This is a genomic window from Burkholderia sp. WAC0059, assembly GCF_002870125.1.
Classification (GTDB): Bacteria; Pseudomonadota; Gammaproteobacteria; order Burkholderiales; family Burkholderiaceae; genus Paraburkholderia.
Genome location: NZ_PNEO01000011.1, coordinates 116,439 through 142,347, shown reverse-complemented (window position 1 = coordinate 142,347; position 25,909 = coordinate 116,439). Strand labels below are relative to the sequence as shown.

The following is a 25,909-nucleotide window of genomic DNA, read 5'->3' as shown; positions in this document are numbered from 1 at the left end:
CGGGCGCGAACGATCTCAAACGCGAACCCGCTATAATTCGCGCATACCACTTTTCTGAGAGGGCTCACGCGGCTTGTCGTGCGTGAGGTCTGCCATGCTTTATCCCACTGAGTTCGACGTAATCGTTGTCGGCGGCGGTCACGCCGGCACCGAAGCCGCGCTTGCCGCTGCCCGAATGGGCGTCAAGACGCTCCTGCTGACCCACAACATCGAGACCCTCGGTCAGATGAGCTGCAATCCGTCGATCGGCGGCATTGGTAAAGGCCATCTGGTGAAGGAAGTCGATGCGCTGGGCGGCGCGATGGCTGCCGCTACCGACGAAGGCGGCATTCAGTTCCGCATCCTCAACTCTTCGAAGGGGCCGGCGGTGCGGGCGACGCGCGCTCAGGCGGATCGGCTGCTCTATAAGCAGGCGATTCGTCGTCGCCTCGAAAATCAGCCGAATCTATGGCTATTCCAGCAAGCCGTCGAAGACCTGATGGTCGAGGGCGACCGCGTGGTCGGCGCCGTGACGCAGGTCGGTATCCGCTTCCGTAGTCGGGCAATAGTGCTGACGGCGGGGACGTTCCTCGACGGCAAGATTCACGTGGGGCTCAACAACTATACGGGCGGTCGGGCCGGCGATCCGGCGGCGGTTACGCTGTCCGCGCGACTGAAGGAACTGAAGCTGCCGCAAGGCCGGCTGAAGACCGGGACGCCGCCGCGTATCGACGGTCGGACCATCGATTTCTCGCAATTCGAGGAGCAGCCCGGCGATCTCGACCCGGTGCCCGTTTTCTCGTTTCTCGGACGGGCCGAGCAGCACCCGCGTCAAATTCCGTGCTGGGTCACCCATACCAACGCGCGTACGCACGACATCATCCGCAGCGGTCTCGACCGCTCGCCGATGTACACGGGCGTGATCGAAGGCGTGGGGCCGCGTTATTGCCCGTCGATCGAAGACAAAATTCACCGTTTCGCGTCGAAAGAGTCGCATCAGATTTTTTTGGAGCCGGAAGGACTGACGACGAACGAGTTCTATCCGAACGGGATTTCGACGAGTCTGCCGTTCGACGTGCAACTGGAGTTGGTGCGCTCGATGCGGGGCCTCGAGCATGCGCACATTCTGCGGCCGGGTTATGCGATCGAATACGACTACTTCGATCCGCGCGGTTTGAAGGCGTCGCTGGAGACGAAGGCGATCAACGGCCTGTTTTTCGCGGGGCAGATCAACGGCACGACCGGATACGAAGAGGCCGCTGCGCAAGGGTTGCTGGCCGGCGTCAACGCGGGTCTGCAGGTGCAGGGCAAGGACGCGTGGTGCCCGCGGCGCGATCAGGCTTACCTCGGCGTGCTCGTCGACGATCTGGTGACGCGCGGGGTGTCCGAGCCTTACCGGATGTTCACAAGCCGAGCCGAGTACCGGCTGAGCCTGCGCGAGGACAACGCCGACATGCGATTGACGGAAATCGGCCGAGAGTTGGGCGTCGTCGACGACATGCGCTGGGATGCCTTCCGGCGCAAGCGCGATGCTGTTTCACGTGAAACAGAGCGGCTGCGTTCGACGTGGGTGAACCCAAAGACGCTATCCGCTGAAGAAGCGACCGCGCTGCTTGGCAAGCCGATCGACCGGGAATATAACCTGGCCGATCTGCTGCGACGCCCGGGCGTCGGCTACGACGGTGTCTGCAGTTTGCGCGAGGGCGCTTGCGGGCCGGAGACGCCGCTGGCCGACGACGAGGTATTGCTCGACCAGATCAAGGAGCAGATCGAGATCGGCATCAAGTATCAAGGGTACATCGACCGCCAGGCCGACGAGATCGAACGCAACGGCGCGCACGAAGGTACGCGGCTGCCCGAGGGCATCGATTACGCCGAAGTGCGGGGACTGTCGTTCGAGGCTCGCCAGAAGCTGAATCAGTTTCGGCCCGAAACGATCGGTCAGGCTTCGCGGATCTCCGGCATCACGCCGGCGGCCATTTCGTTGCTGATGGTGCATCTGAAGCGCGGCCTCGGCCGTCGTCGCACGGAGGGCACACCCGGCGCCGGCGGCAGTACGCCGGTGGCGCAATGACGGTCCGCGGACGGCAATCCGGCCGGATCGATCGGGAAGAACTCTCTGCTCTGCTGACCGACGGCAGCCGCGCGTTGGGCATGGGCCTGAGCGACGCCCAACATGGCCAGCTACTCGACTACGTCGCGCTGCTGGCCAAGTGGAATGCCGTCTACAACCTCACCGCCATTCGCGATCCCCGGCAAATGCTGATTCAGCACGTGATCGATTCGCTGTCGATCGTGCCGCATCTGGCTCGGCCCGGTGCGGCGACCGTGCTCGACGTCGGCTCCGGCGGCGGGTTGCCCGGTATCGTGCTCGCCATCGTCCGGCCGGATTGGCGCGTGACGCTGAACGACATCGTGCAGAAGAAGACGGCGTTCCAGGCTCAGGCGAAGGCGGAGCTGGGTCTCGCGAATCTGTCCGTCGTTACCGGCCGCGTCGAGTCGTTGCGGCCGGGCGCCGAGGTGCCGGCAAATTTCGATCTGATCGTGTCGCGCGCATTCGCGGAGCTGGGCGATTTCGTTACACTGGCCCGGCATCTGGTTGCCCAGGGCGGCGCCATCTGGGCGATGAAGGGCGTGCGGCCCGATGGCGAGATCGAGCGCCTGCCCGCCGGCGCCCATGCCGCGCAGGTCATTCGCCTTGTGGTGCCGATGCTCGATGCCGAGCGTCATCTGGTCGAAGTGGTGCTGGACCCCCAGCCGGGCTGAGCCGCCGTCGGGCGAACGGCCAACTGGCGGATCGCGCCGCGAGAGAACGTAATCGAACCTTCAAACATTCGGGCAGTAAAGGGACACACGAAAGATGGCAAAAATCTTCTGCGTTGCGAACCAGAAGGGCGGCGTCGGCAAGACGACGACAACGGTTAATCTCGCCGCGAGCCTCGCATCGCAGAGACAACGTGTCCTGCTCATCGATCTCGACCCGCAGGGCAATGCCACGATGGGCAGCGGCATCGACAAGGCCGCGTGCGAGAACACCGTCTACGAAGTACTGGTCGACGGCGTGCCGATAGCCGACGCGCGGGTACGCCCGGAAGCGGTCGGATACGACGTGCTGCCGGCCAACCGTGAGCTGGCGGGCGCGGAGGTGGAGCTCGTGTCGGTCGAGCAGCGCGAGCGGCGTCTGAAGCGCGCGCTTGCGCCGGTCGTGGCGGATTACGACTTTGTGCTGATCGACTGCCCGCCGGCGCTTTCGCTGCTGACGCTCAACGGCCTGTGCGCGGCGCACGGCGTCGTGATCCCGATGCAGTGCGAATACTTTGCGCTGGAAGGGCTCTCGGATCTCGTCAACACCATCAAGCAGGTCCATGCGAATCTGAATCGCGACCTCAAGGTGATCGGTCTGCTGCGAGTGATGTTCGATCCGCGCATCACGCTGCAGCAACAGGTTTCCGATCAATTGAAGGAGCATTTCGGCGACAAGGTGTTCGACGTCGTGATTCCGCGCAACGTCCGGTTGGCCGAGGCGCCGAGCTACGGGTTGCCGGGCGTGGTGTTCGACCGCGCCTCGCGCGGCGCGCAGGCCTACGTGCAGTTCGGCGCGGAAATGATCGAGCGGGTGCGCGCATTGTGAGGCGCGCTTCGGGCCCGACGCAGACAGGGGAAGCACAATGAATGCAGTAGCAAGGAAAAAAGGACTGGGTCGCGGGCTCGAGGCGCTGCTCGGCGGCAGTTCGAACATCACCGAGGCGGTGAAGATCGACGGCGCGCCGAATGCGCTTCCGCTCACGAAGCTGCAGGCCGGCAAATACCAGCCGCGCACGCGGATGGACGAGGGCGCGCTTCAGGAGCTGGCCGCGAGCATCCGGGCGCAGGGGCTCATGCAGCCGATACTCGTGCGGCCAGTCGGCGAGGGCCGCTACGAGATCATCGCGGGCGAGCGTCGCTTCCGCGCCGCTCACATTGCGGGACTGACCGAGGTACCCGTGCTCGTGAAGGACGTGCCCGATCAGGTGGCCGCCGCGATGGCGCTGATCGAGAACATCCAGCGCGAGGATTTGAATCCGCTCGAAGAAGCGCAGGGCATCCAGCGTCTGCTCGACGAATTCAAGTTCACGCACGAGCAGGCGGCAGAGTCGGTCGGTCGCTCGCGCAGCGCGGTGTCGAACCTGCTGCGCTTGCTGAATCTGGCCGCGCCGGTCCAGACCATGTTGCTCGCCGGCGATCTGGACATGGGGCACGCGCGTGCGCTGCTCGCCGTGGATGCCGCGACGCAGATCGCGCTGGCGAACCAGGTGGTCAACAAGCGGATGTCGGTGCGCGAGACCGAAAAGCTTGTCACGGCAACCACCCGCGCCGAGCCGGTAGTCAAGGCGAAGGCGAAGCAGGACGGCGGACGCGACACGCGCCGTCTCGAGGAAGAGCTGTCCGATCTGCTGTCGGCGGCCGTGAAGATCAAGCTTGGACGTCGAGGCCGGGGGCATTTGACGATCGACTTCGGCAGCCTCGACGCGCTCGACGGCATTCTCGTACGGCTGCGCGGCGAAGCGGCGGCGTGAACGTATCGGCCTGTTTCCGTGCACGGCGGGCGGCGCGCGACGTGACAGACCGCCAGCGTGCCCGATGACCCCGCCGCGCCGGGGCGTCGCCTATCCGGCGCGGATTCTGCGCGTGCTGGCCGGTTGGGCGGCACGCGAGCCCGTTCTGGCGATTCTCGCGATCGCGCTGGCCTTGCTGCAGGCGCTGCACCCGCGCGCGTGGGCGTCGCTCCCGGCGCTGGTCGACTGGCAGACCGTGGCGACGCTCGCCGGCCTGCTGGTCCTGACCCGGGCGCTCGAATATTCCGGCTGCCTGAGCGCGTTCGCGCAGCGCCTGACCCGGCGCCTCCGCTCCGAACGCGCGCTCGCGTTCGCGCTGATCGCGCTGGCTGCCGCGCTATCGACCGTGCTGACCAACGACGTCGCGCTGTTCGTCGTCGTGCCGCTCACGCTGTCGCTGCACCGTCTGAGCCGGTTGCCGATCAAGCGCTTCGTGATTTTCCTCGCGCTCGCCGTGAATGCGGGCTCCGTGCTGACGCCGCTCGGCAATCCGCAAAACCTGTTTCTATGGCAGTCGAGCGGGGTCTCGTTCGGCCGCTTCGTGCTCGCGCTCGCGCCGCTCGCCGCGCTGCTGCTCGCGATGCTTGCCGTGCTCACGGCCTGTGCGTTTCGCGCCCGGCCGCTCGCGCTGCGGGAGGAGGCGACGCAGCCGGCGCAGCCCGTTGCCGTCGACGGGCCGCTCACCGGCGTCGCGTTGCTGCTGTTCGTTGCGTTCGTTATGCTTGCCGATGCACATCGGGTCGGACTCGCGTTGCCGTGGGTGATCGGGGTGTTTGCGGCGTGGCGTCCGCGGATCGTCATGAGCATCGACTGGTTGCTACTCCTGATCTTTGTCTTGATGTTCGTCATACTTCGCAGTGTCGTTGCGCTACCCTCGATGCACGCCGCGCTCGGTCAACTCGGGCTCGGCACCCCGCTGCGCGCTTATGTCGCAGCGGCTGTTCTGTCGCAAGGCATCAGCAATGTTCCGGCCACGATACTGCTGTCGTCGTTCACGCCGGACTGGCGCTCGCTCGGGTTTGGAGTCAGTGTCGGCGGCTTCGGTTGCGCAATCGGATCGCTCGCCAATCTGATCGCGGTACGGCTCGCAAAGACGCGCGGCATGTGGCTGCCGTTCCATCTCGTCAGCATTCCGTTCGGTCTGGTTGCGCTGATGCTCGGCGCATTGCTGCTGCAATACGGGTGACATGACGCCCTGGGGCGCCCTCGACACAATCGGCGCCCGCGTGTCCGAACCGTGACTGCACGACCTTACAAGTGCTGCATTGCGGTATCGGAGAATGCGCTTTTTTGCATCGCGAAGCCTGTTTTCACGGGTTTTTGGGCAGGGGTAAAGCCTTGAATCGCCTGCAACTATCGCTTACAATCGCCGCGGTTTATCAGTTTGATGCGCCTAAAGGCATTGTGTAAGGCGCGGGCCGGATCGAGGATCTGCATGATGCGTGAATCGCCTGACCTGTCGCCCGTCGAGGCGTCAGCCCCGCAGGGGACACGTGGACGTTCCGATGCCCGGGCATCCGACCCGCAAGACGATTGGGGCATCGAACAAGAAAATCAAATCACTCCGCTCACACGGGCCGAGGCCGAGAAATTGTTCGGCCCGAAGGTGAGTCGTCCGTCGCGCGTCATGCCGCAGCGGGTCGTGGCAGCGCAAATAGCTTTGTCCCTGGTCGTGGCGCTCATCGTCTGGCTGTTTTTCGGTCACTCGACGCAGGCCACGCTGTCGGCCCTGCTCGGCGGCGCCGTGTGCTGGGCTCCGGCCAGCCTGTTCGCGCTGTACCTGAAGCGCGCGGGCAGCCGCTCCAGGATGGCATTGGTGGCGGGGGAGGCAGTCAAGGCCGGAATGACGGCGGCACTCTTCATTATTATCGGCGAAGCCTGGCACGAGGCGCGCTGGTTGCCGATGTTGGTGGCCTATCTGGTGGCGCTCAAAACATATTGGGTCGCACTGGCGTTTTGATCATGTGCCTGTCGAGCGAGGCAACCGGGTGCGCATGTCCTGTCGGCGGGGCGCGCTGACGGGCCGAGGGCGGCAGGCTGGAAGTTTTGAATATTGCTGGGGTGTCTAGAAAATGGCAGCAAGCGAATCGCGTCTACTCGATCCGTCGGAGTACATCGCGCACCACATGACGTTCTTCTCCAGTAAGCCGCAGTTGAACGTCGTCGATTTTTCCATTGTCAATTACGACACGCTGTTCTGGTCGATCCTGACCGGCCTCGTCACCATCCTGATTCTGTGGAAGGCGGCGCGCGGCGCCACCTCGGGCGTGCCGTCGCGTTACCAGGCTGCGATCGAGATGCTGGTCGAGATGGTCGAGGACCAGTCCAAGAGCATGATTCACGGCAGCCGCGTTTTCATCGCGCCGCTCGCGCTGACCATTTTCGTCTGGGTCGCCCTGATGAATTCGCTCGACCTGCTGCCGGTCGACCTCGTCGGCCGCGTCATCGGCGTGCTCGGCCTTTCCGGAAAGATTCCCTATAGCCGCATCGTGCCGACGGCCGACATAAATGTCACCTTCGGCCTCGCGCTCGGCATCTTCGTCCTGATGATCTATTACAACATCAAGATCAAGGGTCTCGGCGGCTGGCTGCACGAACTGATCACCGCGCCGTTCGGCGCGCATCCGCTGCTGTGGATTCCTAATCTGGGCCTGAATATCATCGAATACGTGGCCAAGACGGTCTCGCTCGGCATGCGGCTGTTCGGCAACATGTACGCGGGCGAACTGCTCTTCCTGCTGATCGCGCTGCTCGGCGGCCTCTGGAGCTTCGGCCTCGACTTCACCGTACTCGGCTTCATCGGGCACGTGATCGCGGGCAGCATCTGGGCGATCTTCCACATCCTGATCGTCCTGCTGCAGGCGTTCATCTTCATGATGCTGACGCTGGTCTATCTGGGGCAGGCGCACGACAAGCACTGAGCGCGCTGCGCGCAGCGCCGGTTCCGGTTTTCGCGTCACAGATTTCGTTTCGTCGGTTTCTGGTCTTTTAAATAAAGTAATCAAGTCTTTTTAACAGAGGAATCACCATGCAAGAACTGCTCGCCAACATCCATGCTCTGACCGCCCTCGTTCAGGGGCCGACCGCCATCGGCATCGGCATCATCATCGGTCTCGGCGCTTGTGGCGCATGTATCGGTATCGGCATGATGGGCGGCAAGTACATCGAAGCCTGTGCGCGTCAACCGGAATTGATGAACCCGCTGCAAACGAAGATGTTCCTGCTGGTCGGCCTGATCGACGCCGCGTTCCTGATCGGCGTCGGTATCGCCATGCTGTTCGCGTTCGCCAACCCGCTGCTGTCGCGGCTCGCGGGCTGAGGCTCCTTCGGAGAAACCGATGCGCCGCGGAATGGGCGGCGCATGGCAGAACGAACGGCGGCGCGGCCTGCGGCTCGCGCCCCGTCGTTTATTTTTCCGGTCCAGCTAGATAAGGAAACACCGTGAATCTCAACGCAACCCTGTTTGCGCAAATGATCGTGTTCCTGATCCTCGCGTGGTTCACGATGAAGTTCGTGTGGCCGCCGTTGATCAACGCGCTCGACGAACGCGCGAAGAAGATCGCCGACGGCCTCGCGGCGGCGGAAAAGGGCAAGTCGGAGCTCGAAGCCGCGCACAAGCGCGTCGGCGAGGAACTCACGCAGGCCCGCAACGAGGGTCAGCACCGCATCGCCGAAGCCGAGAAGCGTGCGCTCGCGATCGCCGAGGAAATCAAGGAGCAGGCCCGCGCCGAAGCCGCGCGCATCGTCGCGCAGGCGAAGGCGGACGCCGAGCAGCAGGTCGTGAAGGCGCGCGAGGCGCTGCGCTCGGAAGTCGCCTTGCTGGCGGTTCGGGGCGCCGAGCAGATCCTGAAGCGCGAAGTCGACCAGACGGTTCATGCCGAACTGCTGAATCAACTGAAAGCCGAGCTCTGATCATGGCCGAACTTGCAACCATCGCCCGCCCTTACGCAGAAGCGCTGTTCGAGGTCGCGCAGGCCGGCGACGTCGCTGCCTGGTCCACGCTCGCTGCACAGTTGGCTCAGGTTGCGTCCCTGCCCGAGGTGCTGTCGGTCGCGTCGAGCCCGAAGGTGAGCCACGCCCAGATGGTCGACCTGCTGCTTTCGGCGGTGTCCTCGCCGCTGAAGGCGAGCGCCGAGGCGAAGAATTTCGTGCAGATGCTCGTCGACAATCATCGTCTGGAACTGCTGCCGGCCATCGCCATCCAGTTCGAAGTGCTCCGCAACGCCCGCGAAGGTGCGGCCGACGCGTTGATCGTCAGCGCGTTCCCGCTCGAAGGCGCGCAGTTGAACGAACTCGTCGAGAGCCTCGAGCGCCGGTTCAAGCGCAAACTGAAGGCGAGCGTCGAACTCGATTCGTCGCTGATCGGCGGCGTGAGCGTCACGGTCGGCGACGAAGTGCTCGACACCTCGGTCCGTGCGCGGCTCGCCGGCATGCAGGCGGCACTGACCGCCTGACGCCACCTTGACGTAATTGCGCGGCCGGCACGCAACAGAATTGAACACCAGGAGCGAATAATGCAACTCAATCCCTCTGAGATCAGCGAGCTGATCAAGAGCCGGATCCAGGGCCTTGAAGCGAGCGCGGACGTTCGCAACCAGGGCACCGTGATCTCCGTGACCGACGGCATCGTGCGCATTCACGGCCTGTCGGACGTGATGCAGGGCGAAATGCTCGAGTTTCCGGGCAACACGTACGGTCTCGCGCTGAATCTCGAGCGCGACTCGGTCGGCGCGGTGATTCTCGGCGAGTACGAGCACATTTCCGAAGGCGACGTCGTCAAGACGACGGGCCGCATTCTCGAAGTGCCCGTGGGACCCGAACTCGTCGGCCGCGTGGTCGACGGGCTCGGCAACCCGATCGACGGCAAGGGCCCGATCAACGCGAAGATGACCGACGCGGTCGAGAAGATCGCGCCGGGCGTCATCTGGCGCAAGGGCGTGTCGCAGCCGGTGCAGACCGGCCTGAAGTCGATCGACGCGATGGTGCCGATCGGCCGCGGCCAGCGCGAGCTCATCATCGGCGACCGCCAGTGCGGCAAGACCGCCGTGGCGATCGACACGATCATCAACCAGAAGGGCAAGGACCTCGTCTGCATCTACGTCGCGATCGGCCAGAAAGCTTCGTCGATCATGAACGTGGTGCGCAAGCTCGAAGAAACGGGCGCGCTCGAATACACGATCGTCGTCGCCGCCACGGCGTCGGACTCGGCGGCGATGCAGTATCTCGCGCCGTACTCGGGCTGCACGATGGGCGAATACTTCCGCGACCGCGGTCAGGACGCGCTGATCATTTACGACGATCTGACCAAGCAGGCCTGGGCATATCGCCAGATTTCGCTGCTGCTGCGCCGTCCGCCGGGCCGCGAAGCGTATCCCGGCGACGTGTTCTATCTGCATTCGCGTCTGCTCGAGCGCGCGGCGCGCGTGTCGGAAGAGTACGTCGAGAAGTTCACGAACGGCGCCGTGACGGGCAAGAGCGGGTCGCTGACCGCGCTGCCCATCATCGAGACGCAGGCCGGCGACGTGACGGCCTTCGTGCCGACGAACGTGATCTCGATCACCGACGGCCAGATCTTCCTCGAGACCGACCTCTTCAATGCAGGCATCCGCCCGGCCATCAACGCGGGCGTGTCGGTTTCGCGCGTCGGCGGCGCGGCGCAGACGAAGGTCGTCAAGAAGCTCTCGGGCGGCATCCGTACCGACCTCGCGCAGTACCGCGAGCTGGCCGCGTTCGCGCAGTTCGCGTCGGACCTCGACGAAGCGACCCGCAAGCAGCTCGAGCGCGGCCGCCGCGTGACCGAACTGCTGAAGCAGCCGCAATACCAGCCGCTGCAGGTGTGGGAGCTGGCCGTGGCGCTCTTCTCGGCGAACAACGGCTACCTCGACGATCTCGACGTGAAGACCGTGCTGCCGTTCGAAAAGGGTCTGCGCGAATTCCTGAAGACGAGCCACGCCGACCTCGTGAAGCGCATCGAGGACACGAAGGATCTCTCGAAGGACGACGAGAACGCGCTGCACGCGATTCTCAAGGACTTCAAGAAGTCCGGCGCCTTTTGATCGTCCGGTCCGCGGATCATCGACGATAGACGGTAAAACGGACCTTGAGGCGCGAAGGGCGGCGTGTCAGTGCGCCCCTCGCGCTTCGCCAGGGAGCAAGCAATGGCTGGAATGAAGGAAATTCGCGGCAAGATCAAGAGCGTGCAGAACACGCGCAAGATCACGAAGGCGATGGAGATGGTGGCGGCCTCGAAGATGCGCCGCGCCCAGGAGCGCATGCGCGCTGCCCGTCCCTATGCCGACAAGGTCCGCGACATCGCCGCGCATATGAGCCGCGCCAACCCCGAGTATCGCCATCCGTTCATGACGGAGAACGGCGACGCGAAGGTGGCCGGTTTCATTCTCGTGACGACCGACAAGGGGCTGTGCGGCGGCATGAACACCAACGTGATGCGCGCGTCGCTGCAAAAGCTCAAGGAGCTGGAGGCGTCGGGCAAGTCGGTCGAGGCCACGGCAATCGGCAGCAAGGGGCTCGGGTTCCTGAACCGCCTGCGCGCGCGGGTCGCCTCGAACGTCGTGCATCTCGGCGACACGCCTCACCTCGAGAAGCTGATCGGCGCGGTCAAGGTGCAGCTCGACCAGTACTCGGAAGGCAAGCTGTCCGCCGTCTATCTCGCGTACACGCGCTTCGTCAACACGATGAAGCAGGAGCCCGTGATCGAGCAGTTGCTGCCGCTGTCCTCGGAGCGTTTCGACGACGGCGCGACGCCGCGCTCGTCGTGGGACTACATCTACGAGCCGGACGCGCAGACCGTCGTGGACGAACTGCTGGTTCGCTACGTCGAGGCGCTCGTCTATCAGGCCGTTGCCGAGAACATGGCGTCGGAGCAGTCGGCGCGGATGGTCGCGATGAAGGCGGCGTCGGACAACGCGAAGACGGTCATCAACGAGCTGCAGCTTTCGTACAACAAGAGCCGCCAGGCCGCGATCACGAAGGAACTCTCGGAGATCGTCAGCGGTGCGGCGGCGGTCTGACGCGACGTCCGGACAGGCCAGGCGCGGCGCCTCGACACTGCGCCCTTGCGCGAATGAAGAATTCAGGTATTTAAAGGAAGAACGATGAGTACAACTGCTTTGGTAGAAGGCAAGATCGTACAGTGCATCGGCGCGGTGATCGACGTGGAATTCCCGCGCGGACACATGCCGAAGATCTACGACGCCCTGACCCTCGACGGCTCGGAGATTACGCTCGAAGTCCAGCAGCAACTGGGCGACGGCGTCGTGCGCACGATCTGCCTAGGCGCCTCGGACGGCCTGCGCCGCGGCCTCTTGGTGAAGAACACCGCGCAGCCGATCAGCGTGCCGGTCGGCAAGCCGACGCTCGGCCGCATCATGGACGTGCTTGGCCGCCCGATCGACGAAGCCGGCCCGATCACGAGCGAGCACAAGCGCTCGATCCACCAGAAGGCGCCGGCGTTCGAAGAGCTGTCGCCGTCGACCGAGCTGCTCGAAACCGGCATCAAGGTGATCGACCTGATCTGCCCGTTCGCGAAGGGCGGCAAGGTGGGTCTGTTCGGCGGCGCGGGCGTGGGCAAGACCGTCAACATGATGGAGCTCATCAATAACATCGCGAAGGAGCACGGCGGCTACTCCGTGTTCGCGGGCGTGGGCGAGCGGACCCGTGAAGGGAACGACTTCTACCACGAAATGAAGGACTCGAACGTGCTCGACAAGGTCGCGCTCGTGTACGGCCAGATGAACGAGCCGCCGGGCAACCGCCTGCGCGTCGCGCTGACGGGCCTCACGATGGCCGAGCATTTCCGCGACGAAGGCCTCGACGTGCTGTTCTTCGTCGACAACATCTACCGCTTCACGCTGGCCGGCACCGAAGTGTCGGCGCTGCTGGGCCGGATGCCGTCGGCCGTAGGCTATCAGCCGACGCTGGCCGAGGAAATGGGCAAGCTGCAGGAGCGCATCACGTCGACGAAGACGGGCTCGATCACGTCGGTGCAGGCCGTGTACGTGCCGGCGGACGACCTGACGGACCCGTCGCCGGCCACGACCTTCGGCCACCTCGACGCGACCGTCGTGCTCTCGCGCGACATCGCCTCGCTCGGCATCTACCCGGCGGTCGATCCGCTCGATTCGACCTCGCGCCAGATCGACCCGAACGTGATCGGCGAAGAGCACTACTCGATCACGCGCCGCGTGCAGCAGACGCTGCAGCGCTACAAGGAACTGCGCGACATCATCGCGATTCTGGGCATGGACGAGCTTTCGCCGGAAGACAAGCTGACGGTCGCGCGCGCGCGCAAGATCCAGCGCTACCTGTCGCAGCCGTTCCACGTCGCGGAAGTGTTCACGGGCGCGCCGGGCAAGTACGTGCCGCTCAAGGAAACGATCCGCGGCTTCAAGATGATCGTCGACGGCGAGTGCGATCACCTGCCGGAGCAGGCGTTCTACATGGTCGGCACGATCGACGAAGCCTTCGAGAAGGCCAAGAAGATCCAGTAACGGTTCGAGTGCTGGCAGTCGGGCGGAATCGGCTGGGCCGGTTCCGCCGCGTGCATCACACTCAACCAGGAGTCGACATATATGGCAACCATCAAGGTAGACGTCGTCAGCGCGGAAGAGAACATCTTCGCGGGCCAGGCGAAGTTCGTCGCGCTCCCCGGCGAGGCGGGCGACCTCGGCATCCTGCCGGGCCACACGCCGCTCATCACGCGCATTCGTCCCGGTGCGGTACGCATCGTCCACGAAAGCGGCGAGGAGGAGTTCGTGTTCGTCGCGGGCGGGATTCTCGAAGTGCAGCCGGGCGCGGTGACGGTGCTCGCCGATACGGCGATCCGCGGCAAGGATCTCGACGAAGCGAAGGCCGACGAGGCCCGCAAGCGCGCCGAGGAGGCGCTGCAGAACGCCAGCTCGAATCTCGAATACGCGACGGCACAGGCGGAACTGGCCTATGCGATCGCGCAACTGGCGACGATCGAGCGTCTGCGCACGATGAGCGTCCGGCACTGATATTTGAGGTCGAGACGACGCTCGAGGCGGGCTCCCTTGTGGGAGCCCGTTTTTTCTTTGGGGCGTGCGCGGCGCGCGGAGAATGGGGAAGACGCTGGACGTTCGAATCGAATCGAACGTTTCGGAAGACGAAAAAAAAAAGCGGGCCTGGAGCCCGCTAAAAACCACACGCTACGGGGTTAGCGCGAGGAGACCAATGAAGGAGCCGGGGAGCGACACCGTCCGCCGGGTACGACTCCAACAGGGATGCCCCTGTGAAGGGCTTCGGCTCGAAGCCGACCGGCCGATGTGTTGTGTCCGCTCACACTTGCATCAAGCCACATCCGTGTTGAAACCGTTGAAGGCATTGTGGGCGAATTGAGATGGAGACGCGGTAACAAAGTGTTTCAGGTTGTAACGCCCGCCGGATAAGGCTTTGCGGGATTTTTTGCCATCCTGATTGTTGGCTCAAAGTCATTTTTACCGGCGGTGCTCGATAGGCCTCGCGGGTCTGTTCATGGCTGAGATTCGCGATGCATCGGTCCCTTCCCGCCCCATACGCGTTTGCCTCGAAAACGTTCCCTTTCCATGAAGCCAGGCATTCGTCCGGGCATCGTCGGACATGACGACTTCAAGCATAGGCCGAAAATCGCCGCGATGAAGCGCTGCAACGCCTGGTTGCAACTTGCACTCGACATATCGACGTGTTTATTCCGGCTTCTTCTATCTCTATGCGTCGCGCGCCTGAATGAGCGTCGATCGGACGACCGCGCCCCGGGACGCGACGCTCCGCTGCTGCGCGCCTCGTGAACGAATCGCCCGGCGCGTCAGACGTGCTCCGGTAAAATGCCGCTTTGCCCTGACGCGCCTCGCGCAATCCGCAACGTGGCCCACACTCTCCTGAACGACACTTTTTTGCGCGCGCTGCAGCGGCAGCCCGTCGATCACACGCCGGTCTGGCTGATGCGCCAGGCGGGTCGTTACCTCCCGGAGTACAACGCCACGCGTAGCCGCGCGGGCAGCTTCCTTGGCCTCGCGAAGAATCCGGACTACGCGACCGAGGTGACGCTGCAGCCGATCGACCGTTTCCCGCTCGACGCGGCCATTCTCTTTTCCGACATTCTGACGATTCCCGACGCGATGGGCCTCGGCCTCGACTTTCTGCAGGGCGAGGGGCCGAAGTTCGCGCATCCGGTGCGCAGCGAAAGCGACGTGGCGCGCCTCGCGGTGCCCGATATCGGCGCGACGCTCGGCTACGTGACCGACGCGATCCGGCAGATCCGCCGCGCGCTGACCGACGCGCAAGGCCGCCAGCGCGTGCCGCTGATCGGTTTTTCGGGCAGCCCGTGGACGCTCGCCTGCTACATGGTCGAGGGCGAGGGCTCGAGCGATTTCCGCACGGTGAAGTCGATGCTGTATTCGCGGCCGGACCTGATGCGGCGCATTCTCGACGTCAACGCCCGCGCGGTCGCAGCCTATCTGAACGCGCAGATCGAGGCGGGCGCCCAGGCCGTGATGATTTTCGACACCTGGGGCGGCGCGCTGGCGGACGGCGCTTATCAGCGCTTCTCGCTCGACTATATTGCCCAGGTCGTGGCCGGACTCAGGCGCGAGCACGACGGCGCGCGCGTGCCCGTGATCGCGTTCACGAAGGGCGGCGGGCTCTGGCTCGACGAGATCGCGGCGTCGGGCGTCGACGCGGTCGGGCTCGACTGGACGGTCAATCTCGGGTGGGCGCGCGAGCGCGTCGGGACGCGCGTCGCGCTGCAGGGCAATCTCGACCCGACGATCCTGTTCGCGCCGGCCGCGACGGTTCGCGCCGAGGCGCGCGCGGTGCTCGACAGTTTCGGTCCGCACCCGGGGCATGTGTTCAACCTGGGCCACGGCATTTCCCAGTTCACGCCGCTCGAAAACGTCGCGGAGCTCGTGGACGAAGTGCACCGCCATAGCCGCACGATCCATGCCGCAGCCCGGAACGCGCAGCCGTCCGCCCGATAGGCCCAGTGCTGCGCTGCAGCGGGGCGAACCGGGCGACGAGGGTGCGCGGCGTGCGGAACAGGCCGTCCACAAGCCATCGCGAGGATGTCAAGGCTTGACTTATGCACATTCGTCACGTTGCGGCGCGCAACGAAGATGGCCTCGTGCAATACGGCTGCAATATTCGTGCGAAAGCGGCCAATCCCTTGACAGGCAAGGCTTTGGCCGCTCCACACCTAAATTCGCGGGATTCGGCCGGGGATCGTCGCAATCCGGCCCGCAGCCGGGCCATACCGAGTTCTTAACAAAGTTATCCACAGGTGCGGAGACGAGGGCGCAATTGTTCTGCGGAATCCAAAACTTAGCGCCGAATGTGAAGGTTTACTTTAAGTCACTCGATCCGGCGCGCATCGCGTTGCCGTCGACACGGTGACGACGCGCATGAGCGACCTGTTCGTGCGGGTGGCGCTGGACCATCCGCTCCCGGCTCTCTACGACTACCGCTACCCGGCGGACGCTCCGACGCCGGTGCCCGGCCTGCTCGTGCGCGTGCCGTTCGGGCGCCGGGACATGGTTGGGCTCATATTCGAAGTGAGCGCTCACAGTGAAGTCCCGGCGGAGCGGTTGCGCGACGTCGGCGCGACCTGCTTCGCGTGTCCGCCGCTCTCGCTGCAATGGCTCGAGTTGACGGGTTTCGCGGCCGATTACTACCAGCGCGGCCTCGGCGAAGTCGCCCTGCCTGCGCTGCCGCAGGCATTGCGCGATCCGTTGAGATGGGCGAGGCTCCTCGCGCCCCGCGAGTGCTACCGGCTCTTGCCGGCCGGCGCGGCGGCGCTGCCGGACGCGTTGCCGGCTCGCGCTCACGCCCTGAGGCGGCTCGCGCTCGCCTTGCGCGAGAGCGGCGAACTCGATCTCGCGGAGGCGAGAGAACGGCACCCGAAGGCGGCGGCGACGCTGGACGCGTGGTGTCGCGAAGGCTGGGTCGAGCGCGAGACGCTGCCGCCGGGCGCGTCGCATGCCATCCCGGCGGCACGGCGCGAAAGCGGGGCCGCCGGCGATCCGGCGCCGTTGCCGGTCCTGAGCGACGAGCAGCAAGTCGCGGTCGACTCGATTCTCGCCGCGCGCGGCTTCGCGCCGTTCCTGCTGCACGGCGTGACCGGCAGCGGCAAGACGGAGGTCTATCTGCGCGCGCTGGCGGAGCGGCTCGCGCGCGACCCGACCGCCCAAGCGCTCGTGCTCGTGCCCGAAATCAACCTGACGCCGCAGTTCGAAGCGACGTTTCGCGCGCGCTTCGCGGCGACGCTGAGCGACGGCGCGATCGTCACGCTGCACAGCGGCCTCGCCGAAGGCGAACGCGCGCGCAACTGGCTGGCCGCCCACACGGGCGAGGCGCGGATCGTGCTCGGCACGCGCCTCGCCGTGCTCGCCTCGCTGCCGCGTCTGGCGATGCTCGTCGTCGACGAGGAACACGACCCGGCCTACAAGCAGCAGGAGGGCCTGCGCTACTCGGCGCGCGACCTCGCCGTCTGGCGCGCGAAGCAGCTCGGCGTGCCGGTGGTGCTCGGCTCGGCGACGCCGTCGCTCGAAAGCTGGTGGCAAGCCGAGCAGGGCCGCTACACGCGCCTCACGCTTTCGCGGCGCGCGATGGCCGACGCGGCGCTGCCGTCGGTCCGGCTGATCGACCTCGAGGACGAGCGCCGACGCGGCCGGGCCTCGTTCGACGGTCTGTCCGGACCGCTGGTCGCGGCGATGAAGGCGCGTCTCGAACGCGGCGAGCAAAGCCTCGTGTTTCTGAACCGGCGCGGTTACGCGCCGGTGCTCTCGTGCGACGCCTGCGGCTGGGTGGCGGGCTGCCCGCGCTGCAGCGCCTACGTCGTGCTGCATAAGCCGGAGCGGGTGCTGCGCTGTCACCACTGCGGCTGGGAGTCCCGTGTTCCGCGCGCCTGTCCCGACTGCGGCAACGTCGATCTCGCGCCGATGGGCCGCGGCACGCAGCGCATCGAGGAAGCGCTCGCGAGCGCGGTGCCCGGCGCGCGCGTGCTGCGCATTGACGCGGACAGCACGCGTCGCAAGGGCAGCGCGGCGGCGCTGTTCTCGGACGTGCACGCGGGCGAGGTCGACATCCTCGTCGGCACGCAGATGATCGCCAAGGGACACGATTTTCAGCGCGTTTCGCTCGTCGGCGTGCTCAATGCCGACAACGCGCTTTTCTCGCACGACTTTCGCGCGAGCGAGCGGCTGTTCGCGCAGCTCATGCAGGTAAGCGGCCGCGCCGGCCGCGCGGGATTGCCGGGAGAGGTGCTCGTGCAGACGCGTTATCCGCGTCATGCGCTCTATCACGCGTTGACGCGTCACGACTACCTGGGTTTCGCGACGGCGACGCTCGCCGAGCGACGCGACGCGCATCTGCCGCCGTTCGCCTGGCAGGCGCTGCTGCGCGCCGAGGGGCGCACGCTCGAGGCCGCGCTGACGTTCCTGCAGCAGGCGGCCGACGCGCTGCAGGCCATCCCGGCGGCCGCGCGCGTGCACGCCTACGACGCGGTGCCGATGACGGTCGTGAAAGTGATGAACGTGCACCGCGCGCAATTGCTCGTGGAAAGCACGTCGCGCGCGGCGTTGCTGGCGACGCTGCGCGCCTGGCAGCCGGCGCTGCGCACGCTGCGCGGCGTGCTGCGCTGGAGTCTCGAAGTCGATCCGCTCGACATTTGAAGCCGGCGCGGGCCGGCGTATCCCTGCAAATCCCTTTCGGTCATATTCATAGAGCGAAAGATCGTTTCGTTCGGCCCCGACGCTCGACTATATTTCGCCGAACCGGCGCAATACGGGCGACAACTTATTCAACAATCCTGATTTTTGCGCCGCTGCATCTCAACTTCACAGGGGATTCGGCGATGAGCGATACCAACCACAGCCTGCCGGCCAGTGCCGCATCGGCCGGCGACGACGTCGCGCGCAAGGCGCGCGGCAGCGGTTTCTTCTCGACCGAGGACTGGTGGGCCGTCTGGGTCGGCCTGCTCGTCATCGTCGTGGCATGGGGGCTGTTCTCGGCCGGCAACAGCATCAAGTGGCTGGCCGTCGCGCCCGCGAAATGGTCGTCCGTCGGTGCCGCCGCCTCGGATCTCGCGGCGCACCTGCCGAATTACGTCGCGCTCTTCGTCGTGTTCGCGGTGCTGTTCGGCGCGAGCATCGCGGCGCTCGGGCAGCGGCTCGCGCATTTCCTGCCGTCGTTCCTGATCCTGTTCGTCGCCTCGGCGCTGATCTTCACGATCGGCGCCTGGGTCGACGCGACGAAGTACAACCTCGAGCCGCCGCTCGTGGCGCTCGCCGTCGGCCTCGTCGTCTCCAACACGATCCGGTTGCCGGAGTGGTTTCTCGCGGGCCTGCGCGTCGAGTTCTACATCAAGGTCGGCATCGTGCTGCTCGGCGCGACGCTGCCGTTCACGCTGCTGATCTGGGCGGGTCCGGTCGCCGTCGCGCAGGCCGGCATCGTCTCGCTCGTGACGTTCTTCGCGATCTACCTTGCCGGCAAGGCGCTCGGGCTCGACCGGCGTCTGGCCGCAGTGCTCGGCGTGGGCGGCGCCGTGTGCGGCGTGTCGGGCGCGATCGCCGTGGCGGGCGCCATACGGGCGAAGCGCGAGCAGGCGTCGGTGGCCATCACGCTGGTCGTGCTCTGGGCGATCGTCATGATCTTCGTGCTGCCGTTCGTGTCGCGCTCGCTGGGCCTGTCGGCGGCGGTCGGCGGCGCGTGGATCGGCACCTCGGAATTCGCGGACGCGGCCGGCGTCGCGGCGGCGCAGGCGTATGCCGATCTCGCGCGTCACGCGGGCGGCGCGATCGCCGGCACGCCCGACGCGGCCGTGCAGACGTTCACGCTGATGAAGGTCGTGGGGCGCGATCTCTGGATCGGCGTCTGGGCCTTCGTGCTCGCGTTCGTCGCGACGACGCGCTGGGAACGGGAGGAGGGCGGCGTGGCCGCGAAGGCGAACGCCACGGAGATCTGGGCGCGCTTTCCGAAGTTCGTGCTCGGCTTCGTCGTCGCGTCGGCGCTCGTCACGTGGATCGCGGGCCATTATTCGCTGACCGACTATCGCACGGTCGTCACGCCGGGATTCGTCGCGCCGATCACGGCGCTGCGCGTCTGGGCGTTCACGTTCTGCTTCCTCAGCATCGGGCTGACGACGCGGCTGAGCTCGCTCTCCGCGACCGGCGTGAAGCCGTTCCTCGCGTTCACCGTGGGCGTGGCGATCAACGTCGTGCTCGGCTACGTGCTGTCGGCGCACGTCTTCGCGTCCTACTGGACGAGCCTCGGACAGGGGGCATGATGAGCCGCGTGGCGCGACGCGTCGCGCAGCGGAGCGACGCGCGCGATGCCGCCGCGCCGCTCGCCGTCTGCGCGCAGTGCCGGCACCGGGCCGACGACCGCCGCGTGCTCGAGCAGCGCATCGGTGGCCTGATCGTGTTCGGCTCCGGATTCGGCGAGAGCGTGGCGGCGAGCCGGCTTTGCCTGCTGCGCGACCAACTCGTTTCGCCGTCCGACACCTGCGGGCAGTTCGCATTGCGCGACGGCGGCTGAGCGCCGCCGCGTCCTTTCTTATCCGGCGATCTACAGTTTCTCGCCGACGCGATCCGCGCGGTCCTCGCGGACCTCATGCGCGTCGTACACCTCGTACGAAACGACGGGCTGCGCGGCCGGCGCGCGCCGCCGCGAAAATTCCGCCTCCGCCGGCCGACCCACCGCCCCGCGCACGAACAGCACCGCGCAGAGCGCGCACATCGTCCAGATCCCCGTCACGACCAGTATCTTTTCCATTTCCCGCTTCCCCAACCCGCGTTCCCCAAGAAACTCCCGAAGCGCGCCGCTTCCTCGCGCGTCCCTTCCTGGATAACGGCTCGTCGGCCGTTTCAATAAAGCGGGTCAGAGGCACGCGCGGCCAGGGAAAACACCGAGCCCGCCGAACCCGGACCAGAATGTCCTGGCGACAGCCGGAAACCCAGGCGCCATAAGGCTTCGCGAGAGGTGCAACCCAATCTCGAATTGGGTTGCACCTTTTTATTGGGCAGCGTAGGATTGCGCCGAACTTTTCGGTCCTGGGCCGGCGCAGGTCAGCCGGTGTGAGAAAAAAATCATGGCAAGCACCACACTCGGCGTCAAAGTAGACGATCTCCTGCGCGCCCGGCTGAAAGATGCCGCGACGCGCCTCGAACGCACCCCGCACTGGCTGATCAAGCAGGCCATCTTCGCCTACCTCGAACGGATCGAGCACGGCCAGCTTCCGCCCGAACTGGCAGGCCACTCCGGCACTACCGAGCTGACCGACGGCGCGGCCGTCGAGGCCGAGGAGGAAGGCTCGACGCACCCGTTCCTCGAATTCGCGCAGAACGTGCAGCCGCAATCGGTGCTGCGCGCGGCGATCACGGCCGCCTACCGCCGGCCCGAGCCCGAGTGCGTGCCGTTCCTGATCGGCGAGGCGCGGCTGCCGGCCGGCATGGCCGCCGAGGTCGAAAAGATGGCCGCGGGCCTCGTCGAGACGCTGCGCGCGAAGCGCACCGGCGGCGGCGTCGACGGGCTGATCCACGAGTTCTCGCTGTCGAGCCAGGAAGGCATCGCGCTGATGTGCCTCGCCGAGGCGCTGCTGCGCATTCCCGACCGCGCCACCCGCGACGCGCTGATTCGCGACAAGATCAGCAAGGGCGACTGGAGATCGCATCTCGGCCACGCGCCGTCGCTGTTCGTCAACGCGGCGACCTGGGGGCTCATGATCACGGGCCGGCTCGTGACGACCAATAGCGAGGCGGGCCTCTCGTCGGCGCTCACGCGGATGATCGGCAAGGGCGGCGAGCCGCTCATCCGCAAGGGCGTCGACATGGCGATGCGCCTGATGGGCGAGCAGTTCGTGACGGGCGAGAACATCTCCGAGGCGCTCGCGAACAGCCGCAAGTACGAGGCGCGCGGTTTCCGCTATTCGTACGACATGCTCGGCGAGGCGGCGACCACCGAGGCGGACGCGCAGCGCTACTACGCCTCCTACGAGCAGGCGATCCACGCCATCGGCAAGGCGGCGGGCGGACGCGGCATCTACGAGGGGCCGGGCATCTCGATCAAGCTCTCGGCGCTGCATCCGCGCTATTCGCGCGCGCAGCAGGAGCGCACGATGAGCGAGCTGCTGCCGCGCGTGCGCGCGCTGGCCCTGCTCGCGCGCCGCTACGACATCGGCCTGAACATCGACGCCGAGGAAGCCGACCGGCTCGAGCTTTCGCTCGATCTGCTCGAGGCGCTGTGCTTCGACACCGGGCTCGCGGGCTGGAACGGCATCGGCTTCGTCGTGCAGGGCTACCAGAAGCGCTGCCCGTTCGTCATCGACTACCTGATCGACCTCGCGCGGCGCAGCCGCCACCGGCTGATGGTGCGTCTCGTGAAGGGCGCGTACTGGGACAGCGAGATCAAGCGCGCCCAGGTGGACGGGCTCGAAGGCTATCCCGTCTACACGCGCAAGATCTACACCGACGTGTCCTACCTCGCCTGCGCGAAGAAGCTGCTCGGCGCGCCCGATGCCGTCTATCCGCAGTTCGCCACGCACAACGCCTATACGCTTTCGGCGATCTACCACCTCGCGGGCCAGAACTACTATCCCGGCCAGTACGAATTCCAGTGCCTGCACGGCATGGGCGAACCGCTCTACGAGGAGGTGACGGGCCGCGAACGGTTGAACCGGCCGTGCCGCGTCTATGCGCCGGTCGGCACGCACGAAACGCTGCTCGCCTACCTCGTGCGCCGGCTGCTCGAGAACGGCGCGAACACGTCGTTCGTCAACCGCATCGCCGACGAGAGCATTCCGGTGAAGGAACTCGTCGCGAATCCCGTCGAGGAAGCGGCGAAGGTCGTGCCGCCCGGCGCGCCGCATGCGAAGATTCCGCTGCCGCGCGACCTCTACGGCAGCGAGCGCCGCAATTCGACGGGGCTCGATCTGTCCAACGAACACCGGCTCGCCTCGCTCTCCTCGGCGCTGCTCGCGGGCGCGCACCACGCATGGCGCGCCGCGCCGATGCTCGAGGACGACGAGCCCGCGGACGGCAAGGCGATCGGCACGCCGCGCGATGTGCGCAACCCGGCCGACCAGCGCGACCTCGTCGGCACCGTGGTCGAGGCGACGCCCGAGCACGTGAGCGCCGCGCTCGCGTACGCGGTGGCCGCCGCGCCGATCTGGCAGGCGACGCCCGTCGATGCGCGCGCGGACTGCCTCGCGCGCGCCGCCGACCTGCTCGAAGCGCAGATGCACACGCTGATGGGCCTGATCGTGCGCGAAGCGGGCAAGTCGCTGTCGAACGCCGTGTCCGAAATCCGCGAGGCGGTGGACTTCCTGCGCTACTACTCGGCGCAGATTCGCACGGAATTCTCGAACGATACGCACCGCCCGCTCGGGCCCGTGGTCTGCATCAGCCCGTGGAATTTCCCGCTCGCCATCTTCATGGGCCAGGTCGCCGCCGCGCTCGCGGCCGGCAACACGGTGCTCGCGAAGCCCGCCGAGCAGACGCCGCTGATCGCCGCGCAGGCCGTGCGGATCCTGCGCGAGGCCGGCGTGCCGGCCGGCGCGGTGCAGTTGCTGCCCGGCGATGGCGAGACCGTTGGCGCCGCGCTCGTGGCCGATCCGCGCACGCGGGCCGTCATGTTCACGGGTTCGACCGACGTGGCCCGCCTCATCAACCAGACGCTGTCGGGCCGGCTCGACCCCGACGGCCGGTCGATTCCGCTCGTCGCGGAGACGGGCGGCCAGAACGCGATGATCGTCGATTCGTCGGCGCTCGCCGAGCAGGTGGTGGCGGACGTGCTCCAGTCCGCCTTCGATTCGGCCGGCCAGCGCTGCTCGGCGCTGCGCGTGCTGTGCCTGCAGGAGGACGTCGCGGAACGCACGCTCGACATGCTGACGGGCGCCATGCGCGAGCTGACGGTCGGCAACCCGGACCGGCTCTCGGTCGACGTCGGCCCCGTGATCGATGCGGACGCGAAGCGCAGCATCGAGGCACACGTCGCGGCCATGCGCGAGAAGGGCCGCAAGGTCGAGCAACTGCCGATGCCGGAAGGCTGCGCGCAGGGCACGTTCGTGCCGCCGACGCTCATCGAGATCGACAGCCTCGACGAATTGAAGCGCGAGGTGTTCGGCCCCGTGCTGCACGTGATCCGCTACCGCCGCAGCCAGCTCGACCGTCTGCTCGGGCAGATTCGCGCAACCGGCTACGGGCTCACGCTCGGCATCCACACGCGGATCGACGAAACGATCGCGCACGTGATCGACGCGGCGCACGTCGGCAATATCTACGTGAACCGCAACGTGATCGGCGCGGTGGTCGGCGTTCAGCCGTTCGGCGGCGAGGGGCTGTCGGGCACGGGGCCGAAGGCGGGCGGTCCGCTCTACCTGTCGCGCCTGCTGGCGCGGCGCCCGGCCGGTCTGCCGGCGGCGCTCGCGCGCGCGCTGGTGTCGGATGCGCCGCGCGGCGAAAACGGCGACAATCCGCAGTCCGCGCTGGCGGCGCTGCGCGACTGGCTGATCGCCGAGGGCGAGCCGGCGCTCGCCGCGCGCTGCGACGGCTACCTCGAACACCTGCCGGCCGGCGCGACTGCGGCGCTGCCGGGCCCGACCGGCGAGCGCAATACGTATTCGCTCTCCGCGCGCGGCACGGTGCTCTGCGTGGCGGCGACGGAGAGCGGCGCGCGCGCGCAGTTCGCGGCCGCGCTCGCGACCGGCAACCGTGCCCTTTTCGACGGCCCGGCCGGCCAGGCGCTCGTCGCGGCGCTGCCGGCGGCGCTCAAGTCTCACGCGGGCGTGAAGAACGGCGCCGAGGCGGCCTTCGACGCCGTGCTCTTCGAGGGCGACAGCGACGAGCTGCTCGCGCTCGCGCGCGAGGTCGCGAAGCGTCCGGGGCCGATCGTGTCGGTGCAGGGCGTGGCGGCGGGCGCGCTCGCGAACGGCGGGGACGATTACGCGCAGGACTACGCGCTCGAGCGGCTTGTCGCCGAGCGTTCGGTCAGCGTGAACACGGCGGCGGCGGGCGGCAACGCGAATTTGATGACGATCGGTTGATCTTCCGGTCGGCTCAATAAAGAAGCGGCGGGGGGACCCCGAAGCCGCTCCGTTTCTATCTGGTATCAAGGAGAATCTATGCAGCACACGATGACGAAGCTGGCAGGCGCAACGCTCGTTGCGGTCCTGTCGCTGGCGGGGACCGCGCAGGCGCAGCAGGTGGAGGACGTGAAGATCGGCTTCGCCGCCCCGATGACGGGCGCGCAGGCACACTACGGGCAGGATTTCCAGAACGGCATCACGCTCGCGCTCGAGGACGAGAACGCGACGAAACCGGTGATCGGCGGCCAGCGCGTGCGCTTCGTGCTCGATTCGGCCGACGACCAGGCCGATCCGCGCACGGGCACGACCGTCGCGCAGAAACTCGTCGACGACGGCATCAAGGGCATGCTCGGCCACTTCAACTCGGGTACGACGATCCCGGCCTCGCGCATCTACGCGAACGCGGGCATTCCCGAAATCGCGATGGCGACGGCGCCCGAATACACGCAGCAGGGCTTCAGGACGACGTTCCGCATGATGACCTCGGACACGCAGCAGGGTTCGGTGGCCGGCACGTTCGCGGTGAAGTCGCTCGGCATGAAGCGCATCGCGATCGTCGACGACCGCACGGCCTACGGCCAGGGCCTCGCCGACCAGTTCGCGAAGGCAGCGAAGGCGGCCGGCGGGACCATCGTCGAGCGCGAGTACACCACCGACAAGGCCATCGACTTCAAGTCGATCCTGACCCGGCTGAAGGCGGTGAATCCGGATCTCATCTACTACGGCGGCGCGGACACGCAGGCGGCGCCGATGGTCAGGCAGATGAAGTCGCTCGGCATCAGGGCGCCGCTGATGGGCGGCGAGATGATCCACTCGCCGACGTTCCTGAAGATCGCCGGCGCCGCGGCCAACGGCTCGCTCGCCTCGCAGGCCGGCCTGCCGCTCGACCAGATGCCCGGCGGCAGCGCCTACGTCGAGAAGTACCGCAAGCGCTTCGGCCAGGACGTGCAGACCTATTCGCCCTATGCCTACGACGGCGCCATGGCGATGTTCGCCGCGATGAAGAAGGCGGACTCGACCGACCCGGCGAAGTATCTGCCGTTCCTCGCGAAGACGAGCATGCCGGCCGTGACGACCAAGGATCTCGCGTACGACTCGCACGGCGACCTGAAGAACGGCGGCATCACGCTGTACAAGGTCGTCGACGGCCAGTGGACGACGCTGCAGAGCGTGGGCGGCCGCTAATTCCACCGCTGTACCCGTCGAAAAACGAAGCCCCCGGTTTTGACGGCCGGGGGCTTCT

At 66.5% G+C, this 25,909-nt stretch carries 22 protein-coding genes; 21 read left to right on the top strand and 1 reads right to left on the bottom strand.

The window, feature by feature from the left end; genetic code table 11:
* The first annotated feature begins 94 nt into the window (after nt 1–94).
* From mnmG to CY652_RS13215, 19 genes are all read left to right on the top strand, one after another.
* A complete protein-coding gene (gene mnmG / locus CY652_RS13305) occupies nt 95–2,053 on the top strand; it encodes a tRNA uridine-5-carboxymethylaminomethyl(34) synthesis enzyme MnmG (protein WP_102131180.1) in 1,959 nt (652 codons plus the stop codon).
* Nucleotides 2,050–2,745: a 16S rRNA (guanine(527)-N(7))-methyltransferase RsmG gene (rsmG, locus tag CY652_RS13300; RefSeq protein ID WP_102131179.1), complete on the top strand. Its 696-nt coding sequence runs from the start codon at nt 2,050–2,052 to the stop codon at nt 2,743–2,745. The genes mnmG and rsmG overlap by 4 nt, the downstream gene beginning before the upstream one ends.
* A 94-nt stretch (nt 2,746–2,839) precedes the next feature.
* Complete coding sequence (locus CY652_RS13295; RefSeq protein WP_102131178.1) at nt 2,840–3,610, top strand: ParA family protein; 771 nt, start codon at nt 2,840–2,842, stop codon at nt 3,608–3,610.
* 37 nt (nt 3,611–3,647) lie between these two features.
* Nucleotides 3,648–4,535 carry a ParB/RepB/Spo0J family partition protein gene (locus CY652_RS13290; protein ID WP_102131177.1) on the top strand — a complete coding sequence of 296 codons (888 nt, stop codon included), beginning with the start codon at nt 3,648–3,650 and terminating at the stop codon, nt 4,533–4,535.
* Nucleotides 4,536–4,599: 64 nt separating this feature from the next.
* A complete protein-coding gene (locus CY652_RS13285; RefSeq protein ID WP_102131176.1) occupies nt 4,600–5,760 on the top strand; it encodes an SLC13 family permease in 1,161 nt (386 codons plus the stop codon).
* A gap of 249 nt (nt 5,761–6,009) precedes the next feature.
* A complete protein-coding gene (locus CY652_RS13280; protein ID WP_258002303.1) occupies nt 6,010–6,534 on the top strand; it encodes an ATP synthase subunit I in 525 nt (174 codons plus the stop codon).
* A 112-nt stretch (nt 6,535–6,646) separates the two neighbouring features.
* The gene (atpB, locus tag CY652_RS13275) at nt 6,647–7,495 is read left to right on the top strand and encodes a F0F1 ATP synthase subunit A (protein ID WP_102131175.1); all 849 of its coding nucleotides are present in this window, start codon (nt 6,647–6,649) and stop codon (nt 7,493–7,495) included.
* 107 nt (nt 7,496–7,602) lie between these two features.
* Entirely contained in the window at nt 7,603–7,893 is a 291-nt protein-coding gene (gene atpE / locus CY652_RS13270; RefSeq protein WP_102131174.1) for a F0F1 ATP synthase subunit C, read from the top strand.
* 122 nt (nt 7,894–8,015) lie between these two features.
* Nucleotides 8,016–8,486 carry a F0F1 ATP synthase subunit B gene (locus CY652_RS13265; protein ID WP_102131173.1) on the top strand — a complete coding sequence of 157 codons (471 nt, stop codon included), beginning with the start codon at nt 8,016–8,018 and terminating at the stop codon, nt 8,484–8,486.
* A gap of 2 nt (nt 8,487–8,488) precedes the next feature.
* The gene (locus tag CY652_RS13260; protein WP_102131172.1) at nt 8,489–9,028 is read left to right on the top strand and encodes a F0F1 ATP synthase subunit delta; all 540 of its coding nucleotides are present in this window, start codon (nt 8,489–8,491) and stop codon (nt 9,026–9,028) included.
* Nucleotides 9,029–9,088: 60 nt separating this feature from the next.
* Complete coding sequence (gene atpA / locus CY652_RS13255) at nt 9,089–10,630, top strand: F0F1 ATP synthase subunit alpha (RefSeq protein WP_102131171.1); 1,542 nt, start codon at nt 9,089–9,091, stop codon at nt 10,628–10,630.
* A gap of 102 nt (nt 10,631–10,732) precedes the next feature.
* Entirely contained in the window at nt 10,733–11,605 is an 873-nt protein-coding gene (atpG, locus tag CY652_RS13250) for a F0F1 ATP synthase subunit gamma (RefSeq protein WP_102131170.1), read from the top strand.
* Nucleotides 11,606–11,689: 84 nt separating this feature from the next.
* Entirely contained in the window at nt 11,690–13,084 is a 1,395-nt protein-coding gene (atpD, locus tag CY652_RS13245) for a F0F1 ATP synthase subunit beta (RefSeq protein WP_102131169.1), read from the top strand.
* Between the two features lie 81 nt (nt 13,085–13,165).
* Nucleotides 13,166–13,591, top strand: coding sequence for a F0F1 ATP synthase subunit epsilon (locus CY652_RS13240; RefSeq protein ID WP_102131168.1), 426 nt, complete (start codon nt 13,166–13,168; stop codon nt 13,589–13,591).
* Between the two features lie 567 nt (nt 13,592–14,158).
* On the top strand, nt 14,159–14,380 hold the full coding sequence (locus tag CY652_RS24035; protein ID WP_146010097.1) for a hypothetical protein: 222 nt from the start codon (nt 14,159–14,161) through the stop codon (nt 14,378–14,380).
* Nucleotides 14,381–14,455: 75 nt separating this feature from the next.
* A complete protein-coding gene (hemE, locus tag CY652_RS13230; protein WP_102131166.1) occupies nt 14,456–15,568 on the top strand; it encodes a uroporphyrinogen decarboxylase in 1,113 nt (370 codons plus the stop codon).
* Between the two features lie 420 nt (nt 15,569–15,988).
* Nucleotides 15,989–18,256: a primosomal protein N' gene (locus tag CY652_RS13225; protein WP_102131232.1), complete on the top strand. Its 2,268-nt coding sequence runs from the start codon at nt 15,989–15,991 to the stop codon at nt 18,254–18,256.
* Between the two features lie 182 nt (nt 18,257–18,438).
* A complete protein-coding gene (locus CY652_RS13220; protein ID WP_102131165.1) occupies nt 18,439–19,869 on the top strand; it encodes a YeiH family protein in 1,431 nt (476 codons plus the stop codon).
* Nucleotides 19,866–20,120 carry a hypothetical protein gene (locus CY652_RS13215; RefSeq protein WP_258002302.1) on the top strand — a complete coding sequence of 85 codons (255 nt, stop codon included), beginning with the start codon at nt 19,866–19,868 and terminating at the stop codon, nt 20,118–20,120. Before CY652_RS13220 ends, CY652_RS13215 begins: the two co-directional genes overlap by 4 nt.
* A 30-nt stretch (nt 20,121–20,150) precedes the next feature.
* On the opposite strand, the gene CY652_RS13210 is transcribed toward CY652_RS13215, so the two are convergent.
* A complete protein-coding gene (locus CY652_RS13210) occupies nt 20,151–20,357 on the bottom strand; it encodes a hypothetical protein (RefSeq protein ID WP_102131164.1) in 207 nt (68 codons plus the stop codon).
* A 316-nt stretch (nt 20,358–20,673) separates the two neighbouring features.
* On the opposite strand from CY652_RS13210, the gene putA reads away from it, so the two are divergent.
* On the top strand, nt 20,674–24,624 hold the full coding sequence (putA, locus tag CY652_RS13205; protein WP_102131163.1) for a trifunctional transcriptional regulator/proline dehydrogenase/L-glutamate gamma-semialdehyde dehydrogenase: 3,951 nt from the start codon (nt 20,674–20,676) through the stop codon (nt 24,622–24,624).
* A gap of 78 nt (nt 24,625–24,702) precedes the next feature.
* On the top strand, nt 24,703–25,851 hold the full coding sequence (locus CY652_RS13200; protein ID WP_102131162.1) for a branched-chain amino acid ABC transporter substrate-binding protein: 1,149 nt from the start codon (nt 24,703–24,705) through the stop codon (nt 25,849–25,851).
* Nucleotides 25,852–25,909 lie beyond the last annotated feature (58 nt).